The sequence below is a fragment of the Pseudomonas peradeniyensis genome (assembly GCF_014268935.2).
Lineage (GTDB): Bacteria > Pseudomonadota > Gammaproteobacteria > Pseudomonadales > Pseudomonadaceae > Aquipseudomonas > Aquipseudomonas peradeniyensis.
The window spans coordinates 287,805-312,757 of sequence record NZ_JABWRJ020000003.1 but is presented as its reverse complement, the minus strand read 5'-3'; the positions used below and the strand labels follow the sequence as shown (position 1 = coordinate 312,757).

Sequence of the window (24,953 nt, the reverse complement as noted above, 5' to 3'; positions counted from 1 at the left end):
GGGCATTATAAGGGCTGAAACACCCTGTGACCTCCTATCTAAAAGGGCGACTGGTTTTATTTCCCCGCCCAGGGATAATGCGAGCGCTGTTCCCCTGAGTTTTCGAGGGTCTTTCCCGTTATGTGGTACTACGGTCTACTCGACTTGTCGGCCTGGCAACTGGTCGCCGTCACCCTGCTGATGACCCACCTGACCATCGTCAGCGTCACCATCTACCTGCACCGCTACTCGGCGCACCGCGCCCTGGAGCTGAACGCGGGGCTCAAGCATTTCTTCCGTTTCTGGCTGTGGCTCACCACCGCGCAGAACACCCGCGAATGGACCGCCATCCACCGCAAGCACCACGCCAAGTGCGAAACCCCGGACGACCCCCACAGCCCGGTGCACAAGGGCCTGGGCACCGTGCTGCGCAAGGGCGCCGAGCTGTACCGTGAAGAGGCGCGCAACGAGGAAACGCTGCGCATCTACGGCAAGAACTGCCCGGACGACTGGATCGAGCGCAACCTCTACACCCGCTACAAGCTCGGCGGCATCGCCCTGATGGCGGTCATCGACCTGCTGCTGTTCGGCACCATCGGCATCACCATCTGGGCGATCCAGATGATGTGGATTCCGTTCTGGGCCGCCGGCGTGGTCAACGGCCTGGGCCATGCCGTGGGCTATCGCAACTTCGAGTGCCGCGACGCCGCCACCAACCTGGTGCCGTGGGGCATCATCATTGGCGGCGAGGAGCTGCACAACAACCACCACACCTACCCCAACTCGGCGAAGCTCTCGGTGCGCCGCTGGGAATTCGACATGGGCTGGATGTGGATCCGCCTGCTGAGCCTGCTGCGCCTGGCCAAGGTGCAGCGCGTCGCGCCCATCGCCCATCGCGTGGAGGGCAAGGCGTCGCTGGACATGGACACCGCCATGGCCATCCTCAACAACCGCTTCCAGATCATGGCCCAGTACCGCAAGCTGGTGATCGGCCCGCTGGTCAAGCAAGAGCTGGACAAGGTCGACGCCTCGGTGCGCCACCGTTTCCGCCGTGCCAAGCGCCTGCTTTCGCGGGAAACCAGCCTGCTGCAGGACCGCCACCACGTGCGCATCGAGTCGATGCTGGCCCACAGCCAGGCACTCAAGACCATCTACGAAAAGCGCCTGGCGCTGCAGCAGATCTGGGCGCGCACCAGCGCCAACGGCCACGATATGCTCGCCGCGATGAAGGATTGGGTGCACGAGGCCGAGGCCAGTGGCATCCACTCGCTGCGTGACTTCGCCGCCCAGCTCAAGACCTACTCACTGCGCCCCAACGGCGCCTGAGCACCGTTGATCGGCATGCCCCGCAATGGGGCGTGCCGACCGGAACTTCCCCTGCGCAAATCGACTCAAACCCGGCATATCGCCCGCGTGGCGGGCCGGACCGTGGCCGCACGCCCATCGTCGAGAAACGTTCCGTGCTCATGGCCAAAGACCTCCCACCCACACCTGCCGGCACTCCGCGCCCAGAAGCCGCCCAGACCCTGCTGGCCCTGCTCCACGCCCAAGGCGAAGTGGCTCGCCTGAGCGAACGCGAGCAGCTGTACAGCTCGCTGCTCGACAGCGTCAACGCCGTGCTCTGGGCCTTCGACTGGGAAACCCGCCAGGTGCTCTACGTCAGCCCCGCCTACGAGCGCATCTTCGGCCGTCCGGCCAGCCTGGTACTGGCCGACTACAACGAATGGCGCGACGCCATCTACCCGGACGACCTGGAGTACGCCGAGCGCAGCCTGGCCCAAGTACTGGTCAAGGGCACCGTCGAGGACCGCGAGTACCGCATCCTCAATGCCGCCGGCGAGGTCCGCTGGCTCAGCGACAAGTGCTACATCAACCAGCAGCGCGAGGGCGACCAGCGGGTGATCATCGTTGGTATTGCCGAGGACATCACCGAAAAGAAGCAGCTCGAAGGCGAGTTGCAACGGCTGGCCACCACCGATGTGCTCACCCAGAGCAGCAACCGCCGGCACTTCTTCGAATGCGCCCAGCAGGCCTTCGACAGCGCCCGCGAGGAAGGCACGCCGATGGCTTTCCTGCTGCTGGACATCGACGATTTCAAGCACATCAACGACACCTACGGCCACCAGGAAGGCGACCAGGTACTACAGCGCATCGCCGACAGCGGCAAGGCCGTCCTGCGCCGTGGCGATCAGTTCGGGCGAATCGGTGGCGAGGAGTTTGCCGCCGTGTTTCCCGGCTGCACCGCACAGGTGGCCGAGCAGATTGCCGAGCGTCTGCAGCGGGAGATCCAGCGGTTGAGTTTCAGCCATGGGCAGCAGACCTACGGTGTGACGGTGAGCCAGGGGCTGACCGGGCTGACCGACGAAGACGACACCCTCGACAGCCTGTTCGCCCGGGCCGATGCGGCGATGTACCGGGCCAAGCGTCAGGGCAAAAACCAAATTGTCCGCGGATGATCCTTACCTGCCGAGCGGTGAATAGCCTGACAGAGGCTCTCTTCTAACGCCCAGGACCCAAAAGATATACACAAGTCTGGTCGAGGTTGGCATGTCCACCTTCCTGCCGACCTGATTCAAGACCTTCCATACTTCAAGCAGCAAGAGCGCTGGGCCAAAGCAGATCTAGTCGCACAGGTAAGTCGTGAGCGCCTGTTCAAACCGCGCGCCCTGAACCGGGGGTACCTGGATCAGGTTCTGGACCGTGAGATCATCGAGCGGATTCAGCGCGCCATGGTGTAAGTCATGAACGCTGGAAGTCTGCTCAAAAATTGACAGATTCCACCGTTTTACCTATCGTAAGTCGCGTAGCCCTTAGAGGCACTCTGCGTCTTATCCCCCTTGAGGGACCTGCAAAAACCCAGCCCATGCTGGGTTTTTTGCCCTCTCAAATCTGTTTTTCCTCTCCAGCGCCTTCAGCTGCGGTCGCCATTGGCACAACCTCCAATTCGCTTTCGGCAGCCTGTGCTTCCTGACGCTCGGCCTCCTCCCGCGCCAGCGCCTCAGGGTCGACCTTGCGCAACCGCGTCAACTCCGGCAACCCAAGCTTGAGCAGGCGCGCGGTCTTGCTGCTGGCGACCTTCTCCAGCCCTTCGCTGGGTTTGAGCCGCGACAGCTGTCCGGCCAGGTTCATCGCCAGGATCTCCCGGGAGTAGACGCCGCCGCCAAGCTGGTACACCGCGGCGATCAGCTCGCGCAGGTCCAGCGGCAGACGCCAGCGGGTGCGCAGCGCCGAGCCGAACGGCGCGCCGAACTCGTTGAGTGACAGCTCCACCTGGTCCTCGTCCAGCTCGCCACCGGCCAGGCGCCACTCCTGCAAGGTGCGCAGCACCGCCAGGTCACCCAGGCAGTGCAGCAGCCCCGCGCAGTAGCAGCGCGCTTCGTCCACCTCGAGCATGCGCGCCAGGGTGCGGCCGTACTCGGCGGTGTGCAGCGACAGGTTCCAGTAATGGGTGGCGTGCCGCGTCAGCAGCGGGTCGCTCAAACGGGCGCTGCGCTTGAGCGTGAGGCCGAGGATGAGGTTCATGCTCTGGGTACTGCCGAGCTTGTTCAGCGCCTGCAGCAAGGTCTGTACCGGCGCTTCGCGGTGCAGGGCGGCACTGTTGGCGGCGGCGATGAGCACGCCGGTGATCTGCGGGTCGTTGCGCACCTCTTCCTCGAGCACCTTGAGGTTGAGGCCGTGGGGATTGAGGGCCCGCTTGACCGCCACCTGCACATCGGCGAACAACGGGCCGCCATCGGCGGTGGCCCGGCGCTGTTCCAGGTAGGCCGGCAGTTGCGCGCCGGGCTGCAGCGGCGGTACCGGGCAGGCGATCTGCTCGCCCACTGCCAGCAGCAGGTTCTCCAGACGCTTGCGCAGGTTGTCCAGGTCAAGCGGCTTGCTCAGGTAGGCGGTCGGGTGCAGCGGCAGCGCCTCGCGCACGCTGGCGCTGTCGGTGCGGTCACTCATGAGGATGAACGGCAAGCCGGGCTTGTCGCCCTTGGCGCGTACCTTGCGCAGCAGATCGAGGCCGTCGAACCCTGAGAGTTCACGGGCGGCGATAATCAGGTCGGGTTTGGCCGCCAGCGCGCTCAGCGCCTCGGAACCATCGGCACAGACCTGCAGGCGGGCATCGCAACGCACGCTGAGCAGCATTTCGCTGAGCATGTCGCGCACCCAGGGATCGCCTTCGGCAATCAGTACGCAGGGGGGGACGGGGTCGACAGCGCTCATGGGCTATTCTCCAGGCTATGACGCGCGATCCATCGCAGCTTCCACGGAATCCTCGTACAACCTTAGCGCCTGATGCCGGCGAACGGCACAAAAAAAACCCGCCGAGGCGGGTTTTTTTCTGAAGCGTGTCACATTTTTCAGGCCAGTTCGGCGAAGCACTCTTCGATGATGGCCAGGCCTTTGTCCAGCAGCGCGTCTTCGGCGGTCAGCGGAACCAGGATCCGCAGGACGTTGCCGTAGGTGCCGCAGGACAGCAGGATCAGGCCCTTGTCGCGAGCCTTGGCGACCACCTGGGCAACGGCGGCGGCGTTCGGGGTGTGGGTGCCTTTCTCGAAGACTTCCACGGCGATCATCGAGCCCAGGCCACGGACATCGCCGATGATCGGGTGCTTCTTCTGGATTTCACGCAGACCGGCGGTCAAGCGCTCGCCGACTGCCTTGCTGCGGTCCAGCAGTTTCTCTTCCTCGAACACTTCGATCACGGCCAGGGCCGCGGCGCAGGCGATCGGCGAACCGGCATAGGTGCCGCCCAGGCCGCCTGGGGCGATGGCGTCCATGTACTCGGCCTTGCCGCACACACCGGCCAGCGGGAAGCCACCGGCGATCGACTTGGCGAAGGTGGTCAGGTCAGGCGCGACGCCCATCTGCTCCATGGCGAAGAAGGTGCCGGTACGGCCGGCGCCGGTCTGCACTTCGTCGGCAATCAGCAGGATGCCGTGCTGGTCGCACAGGGCGCGCAGGCGCTTCATCAGCTCTTTCGGCGCCGGCAGGAAACCGCCTTCGCCTTGTACCGGCTCGAGGATGATCGCGGCGATGTCGCGCGGCTCGGCGTCGTTCTTGAAGATGCGCTCGACCGAGGCGATGGCGTCGTCGACGCTGATGCCGTGCAGTTCGCTCGGGAACAGGGCGCGGAAGATGCCGCCTGGCATCAGGCCCATGCCGGCGGAGTACGGCACGACCTTGCCGGTCAGGCCCAGGGTCATCATGGTGCGGCCGTGGTAGCCGCCGGTGAAGGCGATCACGCCGGCACGGCCGGTGGCGGCACGGGCGATCTTCACGGCGTTTTCAACGGCTTCGGAGCCGGTGGTGACCAGCAGGGTCTTCTTGTCGAAGTTGCCTGGGACCAGCTTGTTGATCTTCTCGCACAGCTCGACGTAGGGCTCGTAGGCCAGCACCTGGAAGCAGGTGTGGCTGACCTTGGTCAGCTGCTCTTGCACGGCGGCGACCACTTTCGGGTGCAGGTGGCCGGTGTTCAGTACCGCGATGCCGCCGGCGAAGTCGATCAGTTCGCGGCCTTCGACGTCGATCACCGTCGAGTTCTTCGCGGTATCGACGAAGATCGGGTGGATCTGGCCAACGCCGCGTGGGACGGCGGCGACACGGCGTTGCATCAGGGATTCGTTGGTCTTGCTCATAGTGCCCTCAATTGCGCCGGTTCTGCGGCGCTTTTATTCGGGGGTGGCTGGATGCAGGCGTGCACAGTATTCGTTGATCGACTGCCACACATGCCCTGGCCACCAGGTACCGCTATGTCAAAAAGGCCAGCGAGACGTCGCTCTCGCGCCCCGCTGGCAGAGGTAAAAGCGTTTACCTGGCGATCAGACGCTGATGCACAGGTATTTGATCTCGAGGTAGTCCTCGATACCGTACTTGGAACCTTCACGGCCCAGGCCCGAAGCCTTGATGCCGCCGAACGGCGCCACTTCGTTGGAGATCAGGCCGGTGTTGATACCCACCATGCCGTATTCCAGGGCCTCGGCGACGCGGAACACGCGGCTCATGTCGCGGGCGTAGAAGTACGAGGCCAGGCCGAACTCGGTGTCGTTGGACATGGCGATGACTTCGGCCTCGTCCTTGAAGCGGAACAGCGGCGCCAGCGGGCCGAAGGTCTCTTCCTTGGCAACGGCAGCGGTCTTCGGCACGTCGACCAGGATGGTCGGCTCGAAGAAGTTGCCTTCGATGATCTTGCCACCGGACAGCACCTTGGCGCCCTTGGCGACGGCGTCCTCGATGTGCTCCTGGACCTTGGCGACAGCCTTGCCGTCGATCAGCGGGCCAGTGGTGGTGCCTTCTTCCAGGCCGTTGCCGATCTTCAGCTTGGCCACGGCGGCCTTCAGCTTCTCGGCGAACGCGTCGTAGACGCCATCCTGCACGTAGATGCGGTTGGCACAGACGCAGGTCTGGCCGTTGTTGCGGTACTTGGAGATGATTGCGCCTTCGACCGCCTTGTCCAGGTCGGCGTCGTCGAACACGATGAACGGCGCGTTGCCGCCCAGCTCAAGGGATACCTTCTTGATGTCCTTGGCGCATTCTTCCATCAGCTGGCGGCCGATTTCGGTCGAGCCGGTGAAGGACAGCTTGCGCACCAGGGAGTTGCCGGTCAGCTCGGAGCCGACTTCGCCGGCGCTGCCGGTGATCACGCTCAGCACGCCGGCCGGGATGCCGGCACGGGTGGCCAGCTCGACCAGGGCCAGGGCGGAGTACGGGGTCTGCGAAGCGGGCTTGAGCACCATGGTGCAACCGGCGGCCAGGGCCGGGCCGGCTTTGCGGGTGATCATCGCGGCCGGGAAGTTCCATGGGGTGATGGCGGCGGTGACACCGATCGGCTGCTTGATGACGATCAGGCGCTTGTCCGGCTGGTGGCCTGGGATGACGTCGCCGTACACGCGCTTGGCTTCCTCGGCGAACCACTCGATGAACGAGGCGGCATAGGCGATCTCGCCCTTGGCTTCGGCCAGTGGCTTGCCCTGCTCGGTGGTCATCAGGCGGGCCAGGTCGTCCTGGTGCTCGATCATCAGCTCGAACCAGCGACGCAGCTTGCCGGCACGCTCTTTGGCAGTCAGTGCGCGCCAGGCCGGCAGGGCCTTGTCGGCGGCCTCGATGGCGCGACGGGTCTCGGCGGCGCCCATCTTCGGCACGGTACCGATCACCTCACCAGTGGCCGGGTTGGTCACCTTGATGGTCTGACCGCTGTCCGCATCCAGCCATTCACCGTTGATGAAGGCCTGCTGGCGGAACAACTGAGCGTCTTTGAGCTGCATGTCGGCTTCCCTTTACTGCGAATTATTGATTGTTGAAAAGGCGCCCCCGAGAAGGGGGCGGCCGTCACAAATTCGTGCACCAGGGTGTTCGACGCCTGGGTGCCGAGCGTTTGAAATCTCAAACGGAATGCTAAGCGGGGGTTGGGGTGTTGGACAATAGGCTGTTCGAAAAAAAGAACGAATGGTCGGAATTCAGATCAGTGGAAATGCATCGCGGGGCAAGCCCGCTCCCACGCAATGACTGCGTGGGAGCGGGCTTGCCCCGCGATAGGGTCCTGGAAGGTTAGTTCATCAGAACGCCTTGTCGAGATCGATCACCAGCGCCCGATAGCCTACGCTGCCCGGCTGGCGACTGTGCACTTTCAGCTCCACCGCCACCTCCTGGGTGCCGCGACGTACTTCATTGAGCACGCTGGTCGTCAGTTTCTCGGGCGTCAGGAAATTCACCGAAGCCGAGTAGATGAACTGGGTATCAGTCTCCGCCCGGTACGCCACCACCGAGGTGATCGGGCTGTACCACTCGTCACCGCGCTCCTTGCCGTACTGCCACACCTGCTCGACCGTGCCCTTGGCCTCGTCAATTCGGTATTCCACCGCCCGGCTGTAGTTTCCGCTCAGTTTCGTCGGCCCGAAGTCACGGCCCCAGCCATTGTCGAACACGGTCAGCGTGCCGCGCCCGGTCAGCCAGGCGGTGTGCTGGGTCCAGGACCACTCGAAGCCCTCGCCCACAGGTTTGAGCACTTTATCCTGCAACCGTGCCGGCCAGCCTTGCGGCGCGGCGAGGATCCACTTCACCTGCTTGTCGCGGCCGATCTTCACCACGCCCTGGTGTCGTGCTGAAACGATGATGCTGTCGTCATCGGCGTCGTAGTCGATGGCATTGACGTGGGCCCAGTTGCGCCCGGTACCGACGCCGGGAGTGTCGCCGAACGGCAGGTCGCCTTCAGCCAATTCGTTGGCCAGCCGGTCGTCCTGTTTCTGCACACCGTCCGGCAGCTGGATCGCGGCCTTGCCCAGGGTTTCCAGCAACTCGCCGCGGTACGGGTCGAGGATCTGGTTCAGGTCCCAGAAGTCCAGCACGTCGCCGGCTTCGTTGACTTCGATGATATGGTCGCGGATCGAGCGCACGCGCTTGCCGTCCGGGCGGCGGTAGTCGCTGGTGCCGACCCGCAGCAGGTAGCTGCCGTTCACCGTCTCGCGGATCTCGTGGGAGAAGTCGGCGAACTTGTCCGGCAGGTTGCGCTGCCACACCTTGCGCCCCAGCAGGTCGTACTTGGAGTAGGTCTGGCCCTGGCCCCAGATCAGCTTGCCGTCGCGGGTCTGGTGGAAGCCCATGGTGCCACCCAGGCCGTCGCGGTGGTTGGAATCGTGGATCTGCTCGATGTCCAGGTACCAGCGCACGTCACCGTTGCTGTCGGCGATCCAGTTGTTGCCCACCGAGTCCCACTCGGCGGCGCCGCCCAGGCCGTTCCACTTGAAGGCGCGCCCGCCGGGGATCTCGGCCAGCAGGTGGTTGAACAGGTACAGGCGCTTTTCAAAACCGGGGGCAACCTTGATCGGCTCCACCTCGGGCAGCGCGGCGGTCTGCTTGGCCACCACCGGCAGGCGCACCGCCGGCGCGTAGATTTCGTAGCGCTCGCGAATACGCTCGCCGTCGAGCTTGTAGCTCACCTCGACCTGGTTGACGTGGTCGGGGTACAGGCCGAACACCGGGATGCCGCCGTAGGTCCACAGCGAGCGGTCGGACACGTCGTAGACGATATCGACACCGCGCTCGCCGCGGCCCAGCACCCGCACATGGGCGGCGCTCAGGGTGCGTCCGCCGTCACGGATGATCGCGGTCAGCGGCGCCAGGCGGTACGGGTTGACCACCACATCGCCGAGCAGGGCTTCGTCGCGGTCAGGCACCTTGGCGGTGAGGCAGGCGCCTTCGGGCAGGTCGTGCGGTTGGGTCTTGGCATTCATGGCAAAGCTCCTTGTGCTCAGAAGTCGTAACGGGCGGTGGCGCCCACGGTGCGCGGGGTGCCCAGCACACCGGCATAGCCGCCGTTGGCGGAGTTCCACAGGCTGGTGAAGTAGGTCTTGTCGCCGGCGTTCTTCACCCACAGCGACAGGTCGAGCACGCCGTCGCCCTGGTCCAGGCGCACGCCGGTGGACAGGTTGACGATGCCGTAGCTGGGGATCTGGCCGTAGTCGGAGTCATCGATGGTGCCGACCGCCTTGGAGCGGAACGCGTAGCTGGCGGTGACGTAGGGCTCGATGCGTTCGCTGAGCTGCCACTTGTACTGGCCGTTGAGGTTGGCGATGTACTTGGAAGCACCAACCACCTGGTGCCCAGACAGGTCGCAGGTGGCCGCAGGGTTGGCCAGGCTCACCTCGGGCGGGCACGGCGCGTCCTTGTAGTCGGTGTAGCGCACGTCGTTCCATGAGCCGTTGAAGTTCACCGTCAGGCCTCGGATCGGCAGGGCCGTGGCCTCGAACTCCAGGCCGCGAGAACGCACGCTGCCGGCGTTGGCCAGGTACTGCACACGGTTGGCTTCGTCGTAGACGTTGGCCTGGTAGCCGTGCACTTCAGTCCAGAACAAGTTGGTGTTCAGTTGCAGGCGGTTGTCGAACAGGGTGCTCTTGAGCCCGAGTTCGGCGTTGTTGGCCCGCTCGGTACCCACCAGCAGCGAATCGGTGCCCAAGCGTGGAGCGGCACCGACGGTCAGGTTGACACCCCCGGACTTCTCACCGTGGGACAGGCTGGCATAACCCAACAGGTCATCAGTGAAGCGGTAGCTCAGGCTGAGCAGCCCGGACGGGGCGAAGCTGTACTGGTTGAGGTCACCTGAATCGTAGGCGCCCACCCGGCCCTGACGGGCGGCGGCCGCCGCACCGGTGACGGGCGCGCCACCGGACGGCGCATCGCGGGTAACCCAGGCGCTTTTCTCCTCGTAGGTGCCACGCACCCCGGCGGTGAAGTCCAGGCGTTCGGTCAGGTGCCAGGTGCCCTGGGCGAACAGGGCGTAGCTGTCGGTATCGATGTGGCCATTGCCGATGGTGTTCACGTTGGCCAGGGCGCCGGCCGGGGTCAGGTTCCAGACATCGGCCTGCGGCCCGTAGTAAGTGAACGATTTATTGTCCAGGTCCTGCTTGAAGTAGTACGCGCCCAGTACGTAGTCGAAGAAGCCGCCGGTGGGTGAGGCCAGCCGAATCTCCTGCGAGTACTGCTTGTCCCGCACCGAAACCCCGGCACTGTAGAACACCGGCACGTTGAGACCGTCGTCGTTGCGCGGGGTGAAATCCCACCAGCGGTAGGCGCTGATCGAGGTGAGGGTGAAGTCGTTGGGCAGGGTCCAGTTGGCCTCCACCGAGGTGCCGCCCTGGAACACCTTGACCATCTGGTCGGCGTCGAAGTTGACCTTGCGGTCCTTGCCCGACACCAGGGTGGCGCCGGCCTGGGCGGCCAGGCTTTCGTAGCGGTTCACGCCATTGATGGTCGGGCCGGTGCTGTAGAGGCTGAGGATGCCGTTATCGGAATCTTCTTCGTTGTACTCGCCGATCCAACGCAGGTTGAAGGTTTCGCTGGGCTTGAACAGCAACTGGGTACGAAAGCCCTGGCGCTTGCCGCCATTTAAGTCGTGACCGTTGTAGATGTTCTTCACATAGCCGTCGTCCTCGGTGTGATAGGCGCTGATGCGCCCGGCGAGGGTGTCGGTCAGGGGGCCGGAGAAGCTGCCCTGGGTCTGCCAGTAGCCATCCTCGCCCAACGACGACTGCACGCTGCCCTCCTGGTGGAAGGTCGGCTTGCGGGTGGTGATGTTGAGCACCCCGGCGGTGGTGTTCTTGCCGAACAGCGTGCCTTGCGGCCCGCGCAGCACCTCCAGCTGCTCGACATCGAGCAGATCGAACACCGCCATGCCCGGGCGCCCCAGGTAGACGTTGTCCAGATACACGCCGACGCTGCCTTCCAGGCCATCACTGGCCGGGTTGTTACCCAGCCCACGGATGGAGATGCTCGACTGCCGGGCGTGCACATAGGCGACGTTGGTACTCGGCACCAGCTGTTGCAGGTCCTGCACGCGATAGATGCGCTGGGTCTCCAGGGTTTCGCTGCCCAGCACGCTGATCGGCGTGGGCACGTTCTGGGCGCTCTCCTCACGGCGCCGGGCATTGACGGTGACGGTGCCGAGCTTGGCTTCCTGCTCGACGGCTGGCGCAGCCGGGCGTGGTTCTTCGGCGAAGCTGTTGCCGGCGGCGGCCAGCAGCACGCCAGCGGCCAAGGGTTGCAGAGCGAATACCGACGCGCGCGCCGGCCAACGGGAAAGTCGGGACATGCAGATGCTCCTTGGAGGCACAGGCCCTGGCGAGCATTTCCGTTGGCGGAACCGAATCGCGATCAGATGGGCTTTATTCTTTTAAGAGATATAAATATTTATATTTCATATTTTGTGGAATAAGTGACTCCCTTTATAAGGTTCACAACCCTTCCCAGCAATTGCATTCCACCGAAAGTTTCCATGTAGAAAATGCATATCGACCTGCGCCAGCTCCGCCACTTCATCGCCCTTGTCGAGCACCGCAGCTTTGTCGCCGCGGCGGCGGCGGTGAACCTCTCGCAATCGGCCTTCAGCCGCAGCATCCAGACGCTGGAACACAATGTCGGCTGCCGCCTGGTCGACCGCGCCAGCAAGGAACTGGCGCCGACCCGCCAGGGCCTGCTGGTGCTGGAGCATTCGCGGCGGCTGGTGCATGGGGCGCACAACCTGGTCAACGAGATCAACCAGTTCAATGGCGCCACCACCGGCGTGGTGCGCTTCGGCTCGGGGCCGGCGCCCGCCGGCGGGCTGGTGCCCCGGGCGGTGGCGCGGTTCGTCGCCGAGTACCCGGCGGCGCGCACCTGCTTCCAGGTGGACAACTGGCAGGCGCTGAACCGGCGGCTGATCGCCGAGGAGATCGAGTTCTTCGTCGCCGACACCCGCCAGTTCGAGGCCGACCCCGACTACCAGGTGCACAAGCTCAGGCCACAGCGCTGGCACTTCTGCTGCCGCCGGGGGCATCCATTGACCGAGCTGGCCGAAGTCAGGGCGCGTGATCTGTTCGATTACCCGCTGGCCACCACGTTTCGCCCGCCGAATATCCGCAAGATCCTCAGCGACCTGAGCGGGCGGCAGGACTTTCTACCCAGCGTGGAATGTGAACATGGTTATGCGCTGCTCAATGTCGTGCTGCATTCGGACACCATCGGTATCGCCTGCAGCGCGAACTTGCGGCCATATGACGGCCTGGTGGCCCTCAAGCTGGTGGATCTGGCGTCGGAGCAGGAGGAGGCGTTCTATACCCGCTATGGGGTGGTGAGCCGGGTGGGGTATGGGTTGTCGGCGCTGGCGCAGGGGCTGGTGAGGCAGTTGGTGGCCTGCGATACCGAGTTGTAGCGAAAGGGCCGCAAAGCGGCCCCAACGATCTCAACCCTTGCGCGTGGTCCGGCTCAGTTGCCCATCGACGCCCACCGGCACCTCGCCAGCCAGGGTCACGCGGCGCACGATGCGCGGCTGGGTGCCGTAGTCATCCACCGCATAGTGCTGCGTCGCGCGGTTGTCCCAGATCGCCACGTCCCCCGCCTGCCAGCGCCAACGCACGGTGTTTTCCAGGCGTGTCACATGCCCCTGCAGCAGCGCGAACAGATGCTGCGAGTCCGCCAGCGAGTAACCCTTGATACGCTTGACGAAATGCCCCAGTTGCAACGCCCGCTCGCCACTGATCGGATGCACCCGCACCACCGGGTGCTCGGTCTCGTACACCGTCGAGGTGAACACCTTGCGGTAGCGCTCAAGCTTCGCCGGATCGACATCCGGCTTCACGCTGGCATAGTCGTATTCGTTGCTGTGCACCGCCCACAGCTTGTCGGCCAGTTCGCGCAGCGGCTCGGGCAGCTCCTGGTAGGCCGCAGCGGTGTTGGCCCACACCGTGTCGCCACCCGCGACCGGGGCCACCACGCTGCGCAGGATCGAGGCCTTGGGGTAGGCGTCGACGAAGGTCACGTCGGTGTGCCAGGAGTTGGCCCGCTGCCCCTCGGCGCCATCGAGCTGCAGCAGGTAGCTGGTGCCATCGACCACCGGCACCGTGGGGTGGGCGATCGGCTCGCCGAGCAATTGGGCGAAGGCCTCCTGGCCCAGGTCGTCCAGGTGCTCCTGGGCGCGGAAGAAGATCACCTTGTGGCGCACCAATGCCGCCTGGATGGCATCGATGGTGGCCGGATCGAGGTCGGCGGACAGCTTGATGCCACGGATCTCGGCGCCGATGCGCCCGGCAACGGGGTGGATGTCGAGTTCGAGGGTTTGCGGCGCGGTGGCCAGTGCGGCGTTGCTCATGGTCGTGCTCCTCACGGTTGTTGTCGGGTCAGCGGGCGGCCTGGACGGCCTGGTCCTGGCGCTGGGCGGCATCGATGAAACGCGGTTCGATCCAGTCGGCCACCTGGAAGCCACGGCGGATCAGGCGCTCCTTGACGGCCAGGTCCACGCCCTGTTGCAGCAGGCCGACGAAGCCGGCATCCAGGCGTGGGTCGAAGTAGTTGGCGAGGTTCTCCTCGGCCAGGTCGTCACGCAGGATCGCCTTCGGCCAGTTGGCGGTGTTCGCCACCAGGTCCACATAGGCCTCGCGGTTGCGTTCGTCGCGCAGCCACTTCACCGCCTGCTCCTGGGCGTTGACCACCCGCTGTACCAGGTCGGGGTGCTGGCGGATGAACTCGCCGGTACCCAGCAGCACCGCCTGGGTGCTGCCGGCGCCTTTCAGGTCCCGGGAGTTGACCGGCAGCTCAACCAGCCCGCGCTCGCGCAGCGACAGCAGGTTGGACAGGCCCCAGGTGGCGTCGATCTGCTTGGCGGCCAGGGCGGCGTTGGCCGCGTTGAAATCGAGGTTGATGACTTTCAACTCACGTTCGGACAGCCCCTGGCTGGCCAGGGCGCTGGCGAAAGACAGCTGGTTGGCGGTACCGCGGAACACCGCCACGCGCTTGCCCTTGAGGTCCTCCAGGCTGTGGATGCCCGAGCCCGGCACCACGCCGAGGTAGCTCTTCACCCCACGCACCCCGGCCGACAGCACGCGGGTGTCGAGGCCGCTGGCCTTGCCGATGATCGCGGCCAGGTCGCCCAGGTAGGCGAAGTCCGCCTGACCGTTGGCCAGGGCCTCGTTGACCACGGGGCCGGCGCCCTTGAAGAAGCGCCAGTCGATACGGATGCCGTCCTTGGCGAACTCTTTCTCCAGCAGTTGCTGGTCGCGCAGCACATCCACCACGCCGCCGGCGCTGGGCTTGCTGCCGGCGCTGAGGTCGGGCACGGCGATACGGATCACATCCGGCTGGGCGGCATGGGCTGCCACGGGCAGGGCACTCAACACGGCGGCGAGCAACGGGCTGAGCAGATGGCGGAAGGCGGTTTTCATGGCAAGGCTCCTTGGCAGGCTGCCACCGGCGATGGCCGGCGCTATGGGCCAGAAGCTAGGCAGGTCCGGTTAGAACCTACAAAGATCAAAACTTCATTTTTTAGTAACCAGAAGACATAACCCAGGCGCCATGCGGGCCTGCGGCTGGCTTGCAGGAAACGCATGGAAAATATGAGGAAAACGCAACGGGACGGGGCTTTCGCATGCACCGGGCGCATGCTCTTATCTCTTGAATACTACTTATGTGAATTTTTAATTCCATAAATGAATAAACAAGGAACGGTTTGGGAGATGCCTCGATGAGCGAAGTCTTGAGCGCAAGTCTGCGGCGCCTATGGAGGCCGTTGCGTGGCCCTTTCGCGACGCAAGGTCGCTCCTGCCTGCCGTGGATCGTGCCACTGGCGGTGGCGGCCTTGTGGGTCGTCGCCAGCCGTGAGCACTGGATGAGCGAACAGATCCTGCCCGCCCCCGCACTCGTCTGGCAGAGCGCGCTGGAGTTCGGCTCGGGCGAGCTCTGGGGCCACCTGTGGATAAGTCTGCAGCGCCTGACCTGGGGGCTGCTGGCAGGGATCGTCAGCGGCCTGCTGCTGGGGACCTGGCTGGGCGGATCGCGACGGGCGCAGACCCTGGTGCTGCCCACCTTCGTCGCCCTGGCGCAGATCCCGACCCTGGCCTGGATCCCGCTGTTCATGCTGTTCTTCGGCATCGGCGAGCTGCTCAAGCTGGTGGTGCTGGTCAAGGCCGTGGTGGTGCCGGTCACGCTGCATACCCTGGTCGGCGTACGCGACGCCCAGCCCAAGCTGCGCGAGGCCGCCGCCGTCCTGCGCCTGCCCCCTCACCTGCTGTTCCTGCGCCTGCTGCTGCCCGCCGCGCTGCCGGCGTTTCTCGCCGGTGTGCGGCTGGCCCTGGCCACTGGCTGGACCTCGCTGCTGGCCGTGGAGCTGCTGGCTTCCAGCGAAGGCATCGGCTACCTGATGGTCTGGGGGCGGCAACTGTTCATGCTCGACCTGGTGTTCCTCTGCATCCTGTTGATCGGCCTGGTCGGCGCGCTGATGGATCGCGGCTTCACGCGCCTGGAACGCGGCCTGTTGCACTGGCCGCAACCGGCCACGGGCGAGCAGCTGCGCGGCCAGGTGCCACGCGGCTGGCAAAGCCTGCTGCTGCCTGCGGGGCTGTTGCTGCTGTGGCAGGCCGCCAACAGCCTTGGCTGGGTCGACGCCAACATCCTCACCTCACCGCTGGAGGTGCTGCGCAGCCTGTACGCAGGCCTGCTCGACGGCTCGTTGCCCGAGGCCCTGCGCCTGAGCCTGCAACGCACCCTGGCCGGTCTGCTGCTCGGCGGTGGCGCGGGCTTCGTGCTGGGGCTGCTGCTGGGCCTGTCAGCCAACGCCGAGCGGCTGCTCGGCCCGAGCCTGTCGGCGCTGCGCCAGGTGGCGCTGTTCGCCTGGGTGCCGCTGCTGACCGCCTGGTTCGGCCTGGGTGAAGGCGCCAAGCTGGTGTTCGTCGCGCTGGCGGCGTTCTTCCCGCTGCTGATCGCCACCCAGCGCGGCATCGCCAGCCTTGCGCCACAGCTGGGCGAGGCGGCGCAGGCCCTGCGCCTGGACCTGCCGCACCGGCTGCGTCTGCTGGTGCTACCCGGCGCCGCCCCGGCGATCTTCGCCGGGCTGCGCCTGGCGCTGATCTACGCCTGGCTCGGCACCATCGGCGCCGAGTACTTCATGCCCTCGGACGGCGGCATCGCCAGCCTGATGATCGGCGCCCAGCAATTGTTCCGCATGGACCAGGTGATGGCCGCCATGGTCCTGATCGGCCTGGTCGGCGCCCTGCTCGGCCACCTCGGCCAACGCCTCGAATCGCGCGCCACGCGCTGGAGATCCGCATGAACGCCTTCATCACCCCGGCCCTGCACGCGGCCAACCAACCCGACGCCACGCCGCCGCTGGTCAGTTTCGAGGGGGTCGGCAAGACCTTCAGCGTCGATGGCCAGCCGTTCGAGGCGATCCGCGACTTCGACCTGTCGATCAACGAAGGCGAGTTCATCGCCATCGTCGGCTCCTCCGGCTGCGGCAAGTCCACCCTGCTGCGCCTGCTGGTGGGGCTGGACACCGACTACAGCGGCACGATCCGGGTCGACGGCCAGCCGGTCGACGGCATCGGCGGCGAACGCGGCATCGTGTTCCAGGAGCACCGTCTGTTCCCATGGCTGACGGTGGCGCAGAACATTGGCCTGGGGCTGGTCAACGAGACGCTCACCCAGGGCGAGCGCGCCCGGCGCGTGCACGAGTACGTGCAACTGGTGGGCCTGGTCGGCTTCGAATCGGCCTATCCACACCAGCTGTCCGGCGGCATGGCCCAGCGCGTGGCCATCGCCCGTGGCCTGGTGGCCAGCCCACGGATCCTGCTGCTGGACGAACCCTTCGGCGCCCTCGACGCGCTGACCCGTCAACAGCTGCAGGACGAACTGCTGGCGATTCGCGAACGCTCGGGCATCACCATCCTGCTGGTCACCCACGATGCCGAGGAGGCAACCTACCTGGCCGACCGGGTGGTGGTGCTGGAGCCGAGGCCGGGGCGGATCAAGGCGGTGGTGGAAATCGACCTGCCGCACCCGCGCCAGCGCACCGGGGTGGCATTGCATGGCTTGCGCGAAAAGGTCCTGCACCAGATCACCGGGGATGGCGGATATCTCAAGCCTGCGGGACAGCGGGTGGAGGGGCTGCGGCCGGAGCTGATCGCACTGTGACCGGCACCCGCTGTCCCCCCGGGAAAAAACTCCACAGATCAAGGCCATGGACGCCACCGACACAGATGGGTATCATGCGGCCCGTTGCACTCGTAGCTCAGCTGGATAGAGTACTGCCCTCCGAAGGCAGGGGTCGTGGGTTCGAATCCCGCCGAGTGCGCCATGACATCAGCCTTCACCCGTGTGTTTTCACCGGTGCCGGCAAGCAAAAGCCCCGCTCAGATCGCTCTGGCGGGGCTTTTGCGTTTCCGGGCCTCAGCCCTGCACGATGATCTGGCCTTGCAGGTCCCGGACCATGGTCTCGATGACCGGCTTCATCGCCTTGAACTCCTCAGGCGTGCACACCGCCTTCGGGTGCTTGAACTGCATGCGACGCTCGACCACCACGGCGTTGCCGTCACGGGTGTAACGGGCGCTGTAGTCGAAACTGCCTTCCTTCACGGCAACGGCCTTGGGCGTCGCCAGGACGGTGACGCCAGCCGGGAACTCGAAGCGCGACTGCTCCAGCGTTTCGTTGGAGATGCAGACGAAGCCCTGGGTGCGCTCGTTCTCGGTGGCAAAGCCATAGACCGATTGGGCGATGCCGCCCACCAGGCTGCTCAGGGCTGGCACGCCCACCGGGCCGGGCAGGTTCACCAGGTTCTCGGTATGGCCCTGGACCTGGCTGCGGAAGTGCTCCGGCACCGTCGACGGCTGGATCAGGATCTTGCCGCTGCCCCGTTGCCCGTAGGCGTTGAGCACCTGCTCGACGATGCGATCGAGGTCCGTCGGTTTCATCGTCTTGGCGCCATAACGGTTGACCTCGCTGGCCCAGCCTTCGATGGTCGAGTCGCCGGTGAAGTCCGCGGCACCCGTGTCCTTGACCTTGAACAGCATTTCACCGACCTGCTTGCCGAACTGGGTGGCCGGGGTCTTGCCGAACGCGCCGGTGGCGGTCAGCAGCGTGGTCTTGTCCAGGTCCATCAGCGGCAGGTAACCGGCGGCCACCGACGGGTCGGTCGAGTCCAGGTACAGGTCGAGGCTCGGCACATAGGTCAGCACATGGTTGAGCACACCGAGTGTCGGCACCTTCGGCAACTGGTAGGCATTGCCGAGGTTGATCAGCGCCGGCGAGCTCTCGATACCCGCCGCCTTGAGCAGCGCCTCGAGCAGGGCCACATGGTCCTTGCAGTCGCCATAGCGGTTGTCGAGCACGCTCTGCGCCGCGTGCGGAACCACGCCGCCGGCACCGACATAGACCGCCACGTAGCGGATGTTCTCACGCACCCAGTCGCTGAGCTTGAGCGCCTTGGCCCGGGCGTCGGGCAGGTTCGCCGTCAATTGTCCGGCCAACGCGGCAATGGCCGGTGTCACTTGCACGTCGGCGCGCGCCTGGTAGCTGGCGGCAAGCCCTGCGTAGTCCTTGAAGGTCGAGACCGCGAGGTACTGGCCATAGTCCAGGTAGGACACGGCGCTCGCCTCGATCCTGGCCCTGTCGGTCGGCACGAAGTCCCAGCGGTAGACCTTGCGGCCCTTGCCGGCCTTGGGCGTGGACGCCTTGAAACCACGGGCGTCGGCATACAGCGGCAGGTCCGCCGGCAGGTCGTAGATCAGCGAGAACTGCCCCACGGGGTGGAATTCCGCCGCGGTGAGGTCCTCGAAATGGCCGGGGAACAGCGCGGTGGTGCGATGGCGCTTGTAGCGCAGCACCAGGCGGTCGCCGACGGCCACTTCCGGGAAGATCACCACCTTGACCCGGGAGTCCTGGAACATCGGCGCGTAGGTGGACGCCTGCTCCTGCTGCTCCTTGATCTGCGAGGCATCGACCATGACCTTGCGCCCGTCGGGCTTCTGGGTGAAGGCCTGGTCGACCTCCAGGGTCTCGTACCCACGGTTGTAGCTCAGTGCTTGCTGGGCCTTGGCCTGGATGGCGCGCTCTTCGTTGATGCGCGAGACCGATTCGACCGCGACCTGGAAACTGCCGTCGCGCTGCACGGTGAAGGTCTGCACGACCTTTTCAAGGGTGACGGAGTGGTCGGTGCCATCGTCCCGGGCCTGGGCAGGCGCGATGCAGGCCAGGGTGAATGCCAGCACCCCGGCCAGGGGTGCAAGGTAAGACATGAACATGAGGATCCTTCTCTTGTGACGCGAGGGTTATTACAAAAAACGCTAATGATACGCATTTTTGTCATAAACCTGCAGACCGCGCCGTATATGAACGCTTGCACGTTTGTGCAGAAAAGCACATTGCCACCTCTCCCGTGCCGGTGGTCATTGGTGATAGCGTGGGCATCTTCCGTTTGCGTAAACGGTCACCCTCCACCCCTTGCAAAGGAATGCGCACCCCCATGCCATTTACCAAGCTATCCGCCGCATCGCTCCTGCTGGCCAGCGTGGCCATATTCTCGATCCCGGCCCAGGCCAACCTCTCCCAGCAGCAGTCCGCCGCCATCATCAAGGCCTACGACGGCAGCGACCCGGCCGACTTCAAGCAGTTCCTCGGCAAGCTGGCCGGCAGCGACCTGGCCAAGGCCGACAAGCTGGATGACACCCTCAAGCTGTACCTGGCCGGCAAGCCGCTGAGTGCCGAGCAGCAGGACGAGATCAACCGCCTGCTGGGCCTGTACACCCGCATCAAGTACGGCAAGGCCGCCAAGGAAACCCTGCGCGAGCTGGTGGAGATCCCGACCTACCGCAAAGAGGGCGTGGCGCAGCACGAGAACCCGGAATTTCTCAAGATCGCCGACAAGATCAAGGCCCTGGCCGAGGGCTTCGGCCTGACGTTCCGCAACATCGACAACCGCGTCTACGAGATCACCCTCGGTGAAGGCAAGGAAGTGATCGGCATCCACGCCCACGCCGACGTGGTACCGGTCACTCCGGAAAACTGGAAGCTCAAGGACGGCACCAAGCTCGACCCGTTCAAGGTCACCCTGGTGGGCGACCGCATGTATGGCCGCGGCACCGAGGACGACAAGAACGGCATCGTCGTCGCGCTGTACGCGCTGAAGGTGGCCAAGGACGAGAAGCTGCCGCTGGCGCGCCAGTTCAAGCTGCTGGTGGACACCACCGAGGAAACCACCGGCGACGCCATCCCCTACTACTTCGAACGCAACGCCACCCCCGACTACAACCTGGCGCTGGACGGCGGCTACCCGGTGGTGATCGCCGAGAAGGGCTATGGCACCGTCATGGCCACCTTCGCCAAGCGTGCCGGTGACGGCAAAGGCGCCGAGGTGATCAACCTCACCGGCGGCCTGGCCACCAACCAGATCCCCGGCAGCTCGGTGGCGACATTGACCGGCGACAAGCCGGCCGACCTGGCCAAGGCGCTGAACAAGGCCGGCGCGGCCTACGCCAAACGCCATGGTGGCGACTTCAGCATCGACGCCAAGGTCGACGGCAAGCAGGTGCTGCTGACCGTGACCGGCGTGTCGGCGCACTCCTCCGAGCCCGAGTCCGGGGTCAACCCGGTGGCGCGCATGCTCGACTTCCTCAACGGCCTTGGCAAGGATGTGCCGCTCAAGCACAACCACATTACCGACGCCGCCCGCTACGCCGCCGACAACTGGGGGCTGGACTACCTGGGCAACAAGCTCGGCGTCGGCTTCAAGGACGACTTCATGGGCCCGCTGACCACCTCGCTGACCTTCGTCGGCCTGGATGACAAGGCGCTGAAGCTGGCGGTGAACCTGCGCATTCCCAAGGGCAAGGCGCTCGACACCCTGAAGGGCGAGATCGCCGGCAAGCTCGATGGCTGGAAAGCCAAGAGCAAGACCCAGGTGGCCTTCGACTACACCCTCGACGCGCCGATGTACCGCAACCCCGAAGGCGAATGGGTCAAGGCCCTGCTGGCCGTGGCCAGCGAGAACCTGGGCATGAAGCACGAGTACGGCACCTCCGCCGGCGCCACCTCGGTGCATGACCTGCCCAACGGCGTGCAGTTCGGCCTGGCCATGCCGGACGTGAAGTACACCGGGCACAATGACAACGAGTTCAAGACCGTGGAGCAGTTCATGCTCGACCTGCAGATCGTCAGCGAGATGGTGGCGCGGATCGGGCAGATGCCGAAGCTCTGATGACCCACTTGGGGCCGCGTTGCGGCCCCTTGCCGCGATGACGTTTTTCAATCACCTCGATGCCGTTTCCTGCATTGCCGTGCAGAGCGCCGTGCCGGATGCTTTATTTACTCCGACACGTCGCGTTTCCACCCACAGAGGCCCGTATGAAGAACGTCGAACAAATCCTCAAAGCCAAATCCCAGCACCACACCGTCTATACCATCAACCCTGACGACTCGGTGCTGGATGCCTTGAGGCTGCTGGCGGAGAAGAACGTCGGTGCACTGCCGGTGGTGGAGAACGACCAGGTGGTGGGAATCGTCAGCGAACGCGACTACGCCCGCAAGCTGGTGCTCAAGGGTCGCTCCTCGGCGGCCACGCCGGTACGCGACATCATGAGTTCTCCGGTGGTCACGGTTGAGCCCAAGCAGAACCTCGAGTACTGCATGAACCTGATGACCAACCGCCATCTGCGCCACCTGCCGGTGGTTCACGAAGGCAAGCTGCTCGGGTTGCTGTCGATCGGCGACCTGGTCAAGGAAACCATTGCCGAACAGGCCAACCTGATCCTGCAACTGGAGCAGTACATCCGCGGTGAATGACCCTACTCAGTGATAGGCGCGCTCCAGCTCGTCCAGCTGATGGTCGAAGCTGCGCAGGCGCGCCGACCAGGTGTACACCAGCACTTCCAGATCCCTGTTGAGCACGGCGGTGTTGCCGCCGTCACGGGCCGGCGCGTCGCACAGGTCCAGCTGGTAGCGCTCGCGGGCCATGGCCGTGGCCACGCTGGACAGGTCGCGGGCATTGGCCAGCCAGTGATGGTGATGGTCGTGCACTTCCCGGTCGAGTTCCCGGCACTGGCGCTTGAGGGCGTCCAGGCTCTGCTCCAGCGGCGTGCCCTTGAGTTCGCCCATTACCTCCTCGAAGGTGCGCCCGGAGTGCCAGTAGCTGCCCCAGAAATAACGGTCGAACACCGTCTCGACCCGGCGCAGGGCGACCTTGGTGTTCCAGATGGTCAGCAACGTTCGTCCCTGGGCGACTTCGCGTCTGTTCAGGTGCAGCTGCTGCCAGGCGATCCACGCCAGGCCGCACAACGCCACCGCCGCGGTCACGGCGGCGGCGGCATAGAGAAACTGCACGGCCTGGTTCATCGTGTGGGTGTGCCGGATACCGTAGAAGTAGCCGGCGGTCAGGGTGCCCAGGATCGTCACGGTGCACCAGAAACCTGGTGCGTAGGGATCTTTCATTGCGCCATCCCCTCTTGTTTTCCCTGAGCATAGCAACGGCCCGATCACCCATCAGGTGCCGCTCGGCGCTTTATTGGCGGGGACGGCGCAGCGCTTCGTTGAGTTGGTCGAACAGCTCCGCCCAATCGGCATCTTCAAGGATGCTGTCCCTGAGGAACGAACGCTGGGACTCGTTCCAGAACGGCGCATCCACCAGCTTCACATCCCCCTTGAGCGGCGAATGACTGGTGATGAACTGGTCGATGCCCAGCGCATCGTCCGGCAGGCCCAGTTGCTTGAACAGTTCGGAAAACTTGTGGATCGGCGCTTCCATGATTCACTCCTATGGCCGGGCCGGTCGTCCACGACGCCAGCCCGGCGTGGGTTGCGAGCATCAGCTCAGTTCGCGCACTTCGGCGTGCGGCACCAGTTTCAAGTATTGCTCCATGCTCATGTGGATAAGGTGATCGTGGTCACCTGCCTCGAGATAGACATCACCCTGGCGGGTAAGGGTCCGGTCGAGCAGCATGGGAATGTTGTAGGCGTCGCCCAGGGCCGGGATGGCGCCGCGCTCGCAATCGCCGAACAGGCTCGGCAGGTTGCTTTCGCGGGTCAGCTGCCAGGCGCCGGTCATGCGCACCTCGGTCATGTCCAGGTGCCGGTTGGCCGGCAGCACGGCCATGATGTAGTTGCCATGGCGGTCATCGAGCATCACCGACTTGGCGACCCGCTCGGCGGGTACGCCGGCCGTGCGCGCCGACTCCAGGCTGGTGGCCGAATGGGGATGGGGAATGATGTCGTAGTCGCAGTTGGCCTGGTCCAGGCGCTGCTGAAGGGTCTTGGCCATACGCATGATGCACCTCCGGTTTTGCCCCCACCCTCAAGTTTAGGCCGTGGCCCGGCAGCCACGGCTAAACTTCAAGGACAGGTCCGCATGAGGTGACGACAGGTGATCGCCCGGCGCTGGCACGTGCTGCTGTTGCTGCTGATCCTGGGCTTCGCCCCGGGCGGCCAGGCTGCGCCCGGCGCCAATGTGTGGCTGCTGAGCGTCGACGACGCCATCGGCCCGGCCAGTGCCGACTACCTGTTGCGCGGGCTGGACCAGGCGCAGGCCCAGGGCGCGCAGCTGGTGGTGATCCGCCTCGACACCCCCGGCGGGCTCGACAGCGCCATGCGCCAGATCATCAAGGCCATCCTCGCAAGCACGGTGCCGGTGGCCACCTACGTCGCCCCGGGCGGTGCCAGGGCGGCCAGCGCCGGCACCTACATCCTCTACGCCAGCCACGTGGCGGCCATGGCCCCGGGGACCAACCTGGGCGCGGCGACGCCGGTACAGATCGGTGTCCCCGGCACGGAGGAAAAGCCCGCCGCGAACAGCGAGCAGGACACCCTCGCCCGCAAACAGGTCAACGACGCCGCGGCCTACATCCGCGGCCTGGCGCAACTGCGCGGGCGCAACGCCGACTGGGCGGAAAAGGCCGTGCGCGAGGCGGTCAGCCTGTCGGCCAGCGAAGCGCAACGACTGAAGGTGATCGACCTGGTCGCCGCTGACCTGCCCGACCTGCTGCGCCAGCTCGATGGCCGGACGCTGACCGTCGCCGGCCAGGCCCTGCCCCTGCAGACCGCCGGCGCCAATATGGTGGAGCACCTGCCGGACTGGCGCACTCGCCTGCTGGCGGTGATCACCAACCCCAGCGTGGCGCTGATCCTGATCATGATCGGCGTGTACGGCCTGTTGTTCGAGTTCATGAACCCCGGCTCCGGGGTCGGCGGCGTGGTCGGCGGCATCTGCCTGCTGCTGGCGCTGTACGCCCTGCAATTGCTGCCGGTGAGCCACGCCGGGGTGGCGTTGATCCTGCTCGGGGTGGCGTTCATGGTCGCCGAGGCGTTCCTGCCCAGTTTCGGGGTGATCGGCTTCGGCGGCATCGTCGCCTTCGTGGTCGGCGCGGTGATCCTGATGGACACCGACGCCCCTGGCTTTGGCATTCCGCTGACGCTGATCGTCAGCCTGGCGATGCTGTCGGCGCTGTTGCTCGGCGGCGTGCTGGGCATGGCGCTGAAGGCGCGCAGGCGAGCCCTGGTCAGTGGCGATGCCGGGCTGGTGGGCAGCCTGGCGACGGTGACCCAGGTACGCGCGGACAACCCGTTCTGCGGCTCGGTACAGGCCCAGGGCGAACAGTGGCAGGCGCAGTGCGCGACACCGCTGCAGCCGGGCCAGCACGTGCGGGTGACGGCCCGTCATGGCGTGACGCTGGAGGTCAGCGCCACTGCGCCCACGGCGCAAGGAGAGTAG

General features: G+C 65.3%; 19 protein-coding genes and 1 tRNA gene. 9 read left to right on the top strand and 11 right to left on the bottom strand.

Annotated features, from left to right (window positions below; genetic code table 11):
• The first annotated feature begins 120 nt into the window (after nucleotides 1-120).
• Complete coding sequence (gene desA / locus HU751_RS16305) at nucleotides 121-1,305, top strand: delta-9 fatty acid desaturase DesA (protein ID WP_050703307.1); 1,185 nt, start codon at nucleotides 121-123, stop codon at nucleotides 1,303-1,305.
• Nucleotides 1,306-1,445: 140 nt separating this feature from the next.
• Nucleotides 1,446-2,435, top strand: coding sequence for a GGDEF domain-containing protein (locus HU751_RS16300; protein WP_186731849.1), 990 nt, complete (start codon nucleotides 1,446-1,448; stop codon nucleotides 2,433-2,435).
• A gap of 427 nt (nucleotides 2,436-2,862) precedes the next feature.
• Here the strand turns inward: HU751_RS16300 and HU751_RS16290 are convergent, their stop codons facing one another.
• From HU751_RS16290 to HU751_RS16270, 5 genes are all read right to left on the bottom strand, one after another.
• Nucleotides 2,863-4,188 (bottom strand): response regulator, encoded by a 1,326-nt coding sequence (locus HU751_RS16290; RefSeq protein WP_225933327.1) that lies wholly within the window; start codon nucleotides 4,186-4,188, stop codon nucleotides 2,863-2,865.
• A 137-nt stretch (nucleotides 4,189-4,325) separates the two neighbouring features.
• A complete protein-coding gene (gabT, locus tag HU751_RS16285) occupies nucleotides 4,326-5,603 on the bottom strand; it encodes a 4-aminobutyrate--2-oxoglutarate transaminase (protein ID WP_050703304.1) in 1,278 nt (425 codons plus the stop codon).
• Nucleotides 5,604-5,786: 183 nt separating this feature from the next.
• Nucleotides 5,787-7,229 carry an NADP-dependent succinate-semialdehyde dehydrogenase gene (gene gabD / locus HU751_RS16280; RefSeq protein WP_028688580.1) on the bottom strand — a complete coding sequence of 481 codons (1,443 nt, stop codon included), beginning with the start codon at nucleotides 7,227-7,229 and terminating at the stop codon, nucleotides 5,787-5,789.
• A 291-nt stretch (nucleotides 7,230-7,520) separates the two neighbouring features.
• A complete protein-coding gene (locus HU751_RS16275) occupies nucleotides 7,521-9,194 on the bottom strand; it encodes an aryl-sulfate sulfotransferase (protein WP_186731850.1) in 1,674 nt (557 codons plus the stop codon).
• A gap of 17 nt (nucleotides 9,195-9,211) precedes the next feature.
• Nucleotides 9,212-11,548: a TonB-dependent receptor gene (locus HU751_RS16270; protein ID WP_186731851.1), complete on the bottom strand. Its 2,337-nt coding sequence runs from the start codon at nucleotides 11,546-11,548 to the stop codon at nucleotides 9,212-9,214.
• A gap of 192 nt (nucleotides 11,549-11,740) precedes the next feature.
• Between HU751_RS16270 and HU751_RS16265 the strand changes: the two genes are divergently transcribed.
• A complete protein-coding gene (locus HU751_RS16265) occupies nucleotides 11,741-12,646 on the top strand; it encodes a LysR family transcriptional regulator (protein ID WP_186731852.1) in 906 nt (301 codons plus the stop codon).
• Nucleotides 12,647-12,676: 30 nt separating this feature from the next.
• Here the strand turns inward: HU751_RS16265 and HU751_RS16260 are convergent, their stop codons facing one another.
• Both HU751_RS16260 and HU751_RS16255 read right to left on the bottom strand, forming a co-directional pair.
• Nucleotides 12,677-13,582 carry a TauD/TfdA dioxygenase family protein gene (locus HU751_RS16260; protein WP_186731853.1) on the bottom strand — a complete coding sequence of 302 codons (906 nt, stop codon included), beginning with the start codon at nucleotides 13,580-13,582 and terminating at the stop codon, nucleotides 12,677-12,679.
• A gap of 28 nt (nucleotides 13,583-13,610) precedes the next feature.
• Nucleotides 13,611-14,651, bottom strand: a complete 1,041-nt coding sequence (locus tag HU751_RS16255) for an ABC transporter substrate-binding protein (RefSeq protein WP_186731854.1) — start codon at nucleotides 14,649-14,651, stop codon at nucleotides 13,611-13,613.
• 299 nt (nucleotides 14,652-14,950) lie between these two features.
• Here HU751_RS16255 and HU751_RS16250 point away from each other — a divergent pair, with 299 nt between their 5' ends.
• From HU751_RS16250 to HU751_RS16240, 3 genes are all read left to right on the top strand, one after another.
• Nucleotides 14,951-16,534 carry an ABC transporter permease gene (locus tag HU751_RS16250; protein WP_225933326.1) on the top strand — a complete coding sequence of 528 codons (1,584 nt, stop codon included), beginning with the start codon at nucleotides 14,951-14,953 and terminating at the stop codon, nucleotides 16,532-16,534.
• A complete protein-coding gene (locus tag HU751_RS16245) occupies nucleotides 16,531-17,394 on the top strand; it encodes an ABC transporter ATP-binding protein (protein ID WP_186731855.1) in 864 nt (287 codons plus the stop codon). The genes HU751_RS16250 and HU751_RS16245 overlap by 4 nt, the downstream gene beginning before the upstream one ends.
• 86 nt (nucleotides 17,395-17,480) lie before the next feature.
• A tRNA-Arg gene (locus tag HU751_RS16240) sits at nucleotides 17,481-17,557 on the top strand.
• Between the two features lie 92 nt (nucleotides 17,558-17,649).
• Here HU751_RS16240 and HU751_RS16235 read toward each other — a convergent pair.
• Complete coding sequence (locus HU751_RS16235) at nucleotides 17,650-19,494, bottom strand: DUF3857 domain-containing transglutaminase family protein (protein WP_186731856.1); 1,845 nt, start codon at nucleotides 19,492-19,494, stop codon at nucleotides 17,650-17,652.
• A 227-nt stretch (nucleotides 19,495-19,721) separates the two neighbouring features.
• Here HU751_RS16235 and HU751_RS16230 point away from each other — a divergent pair, with 227 nt between their 5' ends.
• Together HU751_RS16230 and HU751_RS16225 are read left to right on the top strand one after the other, a co-directional pair.
• A complete protein-coding gene (locus HU751_RS16230) occupies nucleotides 19,722-21,452 on the top strand; it encodes a dipeptidase (protein WP_186731857.1) in 1,731 nt (576 codons plus the stop codon).
• A gap of 146 nt (nucleotides 21,453-21,598) precedes the next feature.
• On the top strand, nucleotides 21,599-22,036 hold the full coding sequence (locus HU751_RS16225) for a CBS domain-containing protein (protein ID WP_050703295.1): 438 nt from the start codon (nucleotides 21,599-21,601) through the stop codon (nucleotides 22,034-22,036).
• Between the two features lie 6 nt (nucleotides 22,037-22,042).
• Here the strand turns inward: HU751_RS16225 and HU751_RS16220 are convergent, their stop codons facing one another.
• From HU751_RS16220 to HU751_RS16210, 3 genes are all read right to left on the bottom strand, one after another.
• Entirely contained in the window at nucleotides 22,043-22,681 is a 639-nt protein-coding gene (locus HU751_RS16220; protein WP_028688591.1) for a hypothetical protein, read from the bottom strand.
• Nucleotides 22,682-22,751: 70 nt separating this feature from the next.
• A complete protein-coding gene (locus HU751_RS16215) occupies nucleotides 22,752-22,994 on the bottom strand; it encodes a DUF2789 domain-containing protein (RefSeq protein ID WP_028688592.1) in 243 nt (80 codons plus the stop codon).
• A 60-nt stretch (nucleotides 22,995-23,054) separates the two neighbouring features.
• Nucleotides 23,055-23,513 carry an aminoacyl-tRNA deacylase gene (locus HU751_RS16210; protein ID WP_028688593.1) on the bottom strand — a complete coding sequence of 153 codons (459 nt, stop codon included), beginning with the start codon at nucleotides 23,511-23,513 and terminating at the stop codon, nucleotides 23,055-23,057.
• Between the two features lie 96 nt (nucleotides 23,514-23,609).
• On the opposite strand from HU751_RS16210, the gene HU751_RS16205 reads away from it, so the two are divergent.
• On the top strand, nucleotides 23,610-24,953 hold the full coding sequence (locus HU751_RS16205) for an NfeD family protein (RefSeq protein WP_186731858.1): 1,344 nt from the start codon (nucleotides 23,610-23,612) through the stop codon (nucleotides 24,951-24,953).

Coding starts and splice junctions, on each gene's coding strand:
- desA (WP_050703307.1), top strand. CDS start 121: ATGTGGTACTACGGTCTACTCGACTTGTCGGCCTGGCAACTGGTCGCC.
- HU751_RS16300 (WP_186731849.1), top strand. CDS start 1,446: ATGGCCAAAGACCTCCCACCCACACCTGCCGGCACTCCGCGCCCAGAA.
- HU751_RS16290 (WP_225933327.1), bottom strand. CDS start 4,188: ATGAGCGCTGTCGACCCCGTCCCCCCCTGCGTACTGATTGCCGAAGGC.
- gabT (WP_050703304.1), bottom strand. CDS start 5,603: ATGAGCAAGACCAACGAATCCCTGATGCAACGCCGTGTCGCCGCCGTC.
- gabD (WP_028688580.1), bottom strand. CDS start 7,229: ATGCAGCTCAAAGACGCTCAGTTGTTCCGCCAGCAGGCCTTCATCAAC.
- HU751_RS16275 (WP_186731850.1), bottom strand. CDS start 9,194: ATGAATGCCAAGACCCAACCGCACGACCTGCCCGAAGGCGCCTGCCTC.
- HU751_RS16270 (WP_186731851.1), bottom strand. CDS start 11,548: ATGTCCCGACTTTCCCGTTGGCCGGCGCGCGCGTCGGTATTCGCTCTG.
- HU751_RS16265 (WP_186731852.1), top strand. CDS start 11,741: ATGCATATCGACCTGCGCCAGCTCCGCCACTTCATCGCCCTTGTCGAG.
- HU751_RS16260 (WP_186731853.1), bottom strand. CDS start 13,582: ATGAGCAACGCCGCACTGGCCACCGCGCCGCAAACCCTCGAACTCGAC.
- HU751_RS16255 (WP_186731854.1), bottom strand. CDS start 14,651: ATGAAAACCGCCTTCCGCCATCTGCTCAGCCCGTTGCTCGCCGCCGTG.
- HU751_RS16250 (WP_225933326.1), top strand. CDS start 14,951: ATGAGCGAAGTCTTGAGCGCAAGTCTGCGGCGCCTATGGAGGCCGTTG.
- HU751_RS16245 (WP_186731855.1), top strand. CDS start 16,531: ATGAACGCCTTCATCACCCCGGCCCTGCACGCGGCCAACCAACCCGAC.
- HU751_RS16235 (WP_186731856.1), bottom strand. CDS start 19,494: ATGTCTTACCTTGCACCCCTGGCCGGGGTGCTGGCATTCACCCTGGCC.
- HU751_RS16230 (WP_186731857.1), top strand. CDS start 19,722: ATGCCATTTACCAAGCTATCCGCCGCATCGCTCCTGCTGGCCAGCGTG.
- HU751_RS16225 (WP_050703295.1), top strand. CDS start 21,599: ATGAAGAACGTCGAACAAATCCTCAAAGCCAAATCCCAGCACCACACC.
- HU751_RS16220 (WP_028688591.1), bottom strand. CDS start 22,681: ATGAAAGATCCCTACGCACCAGGTTTCTGGTGCACCGTGACGATCCTG.
- HU751_RS16215 (WP_028688592.1), bottom strand. CDS start 22,994: ATGGAAGCGCCGATCCACAAGTTTTCCGAACTGTTCAAGCAACTGGGC.
- HU751_RS16210 (WP_028688593.1), bottom strand. CDS start 23,513: ATGCGTATGGCCAAGACCCTTCAGCAGCGCCTGGACCAGGCCAACTGC.